Source organism: Nocardiopsis salina YIM 90010, from assembly GCF_000341025.1.
GTDB classification, from domain to species: Bacteria; Actinomycetota; Actinomycetes; order Streptosporangiales; family Streptosporangiaceae; genus Nocardiopsis; species Nocardiopsis salina.
Map to the genome: position 1 here is coordinate 20,404 of NZ_ANBF01000064.1, position 1,583 is coordinate 21,986.

The 1,583-nt window shown below is 73.5% G+C and carries 1 protein-coding gene and 2 pseudogenes (1 of these 3 running past the window's edge); 2 read left to right on the top strand and 1 reads right to left on the bottom strand.

The annotated features are described in order from the left end of the window. Both D474_RS27860 and D474_RS0106530 read left to right on the top strand, forming a co-directional pair. Window positions 1-328 (top strand): annotated as a pseudogene (locus D474_RS27860) (DnaJ C-terminal domain-containing protein) (it extends 768 nt beyond the left edge of the window). Next, window positions 325-1,071, top strand: a complete 747-nt coding sequence (locus D474_RS0106530) for a 16S rRNA (uracil(1498)-N(3))-methyltransferase (RefSeq protein ID WP_017612785.1) — start codon at window positions 325-327, stop codon at window positions 1,069-1,071. Before D474_RS27860 ends, D474_RS0106530 begins: the two are co-directional and overlap by 4 nt. A 90-nt stretch (window positions 1,072-1,161) precedes the next feature. Here D474_RS0106530 and D474_RS32190 read toward each other — a convergent pair. After that, window positions 1,162-1,583: pseudogene (locus tag D474_RS32190) on the bottom strand (hypothetical protein); the annotation flags it as partial.

Below are 1,583 nucleotides of genomic sequence, written 5' to 3' on the forward strand. Positions count from 1 at the left end.
CACCGTCCCGATGACGGCGGCGGCGCTCGGTGCCTCCTTCGACTTCGACACGCTCGACGGCACGGAGAACATCGACCTGCGCCCGGGCACCAACTCCGGGCACGTCATCACCCTGCCGGGCAAGGGCGTCACGCGCCTGGAGGGCAGCGGCCGGGGCGACCTCCGCATCCGTGTGGACGTCGAGACCCCGAGCAAGCTGGACGAGGAGCAGGAGTCCATGCTGCGCAAGTTCGCCGAACTGCGCGGTGAGGACAAGACGCCCGGCAAGTTCAGCCCCGGGCACGGCGGGTTCTTCTCGAAGATCCGCGACGCCTTCGGCGCCAAGTGACACCGCCGGTCTTCCTCGTCGGCACGGACGACCTCCTCTCGGGCCCGGGAACCACGGTCACCGTGGCCGGGCCCGAGGGGCGTCACGCGGCCGTGGTGCGGCGTATCCGCGAGGGGGAGGCCGTCGACCTCTCCGACGGCGCGGGTCTGCGGGCCCGCGCCGTCGTCGTGGGTGTCGGCAAGGACAGCATCGACTGTCGCCTCGGCGAGGTGCACACCGAACCCGAACCCCGTCCCCGGCTGACCGTGGTCCAGGCCCTGCCCAAGGGCGACCGCGGTGAACTCGCCGTGGAGATGATGACCGAGGCCGGTGTGGACGCCGTCGTCCCGTGGGCGGCCGAACGCTGCGTGACCCGTTGGAAGGGTCCGCGTGTGCAGAAGTCCCTGGACAAGTGGCGCAACACCGCCCGGGAGGCCGCCAAGCAGTCCCGCCGGTCACGCCTGCCCGAGGTCGCCGACCTCGCGGACCGCCGTGCCGTCGCCGACCTGTTGAGCGATGCCACACTCGCCGTGGTGCTGCACGAGGACGCCGACCGGACCCTCTCCACGGCCGAGCTGCCGCAGGGGGACGACGCGCACATCGTGCTCGTGGTCGGCCCCGAGGGCGGGTTCTCCGGCACGGAGCTGGAGGCCTTCACCGGAGCGGGTGCCGTGCGCGCGCTCCTGGGCCCCGGAGTCCTGCGCACCTCGACCGCGGGGGTTGCGGCGCTTTCGGTGCTGCAGGCGCGTACCGGGCGCTGGTGACCCTCTCCTGGTTCCTCCCGGCCCGACCGTAGGCGCGGCGGGCCGGGTTCCGGTGCTCCGCGGCTCGACGTGCGGGGCGGGTGACCGCGGTCAGGAGATGCTGCCGGAGTCCTCGTTCTCGGGGACATCCGGATCGCTGTCCTGGTCGCCGTAGTCCTCGTCCTCGTCCTCGTCGCCGGGGGAGGGCTCGTCGCTCTCGTCCGGCTCGCTGGGCTCGTCGGAGGGCTGGCACTCCTCGTCGGTCTCGCGAACGCCCGGACCGTCGTCCTCGTCCTCGTCGGGCTCGGTCCCGGGGCTCTCGCCGCCCTCGGGCGGGCAGGAGGCGGCCGTCTCGACGTCCTCGTCCTCGGGGGCGGTGGGGCTCTCCTGCGGGCTCGGCTCGGGCTTCGGCTCGTCCGGCTCCTCGCCCTCGGGCTGAGTGGTGCCGGCGTCGGAGTCGGTGGAGGTGTCGGGCGCCGCGACCTCGCCGCTGTTGTCGGTGCCGTCGCTGTCGACCGGCGGGGGGTCCTCCC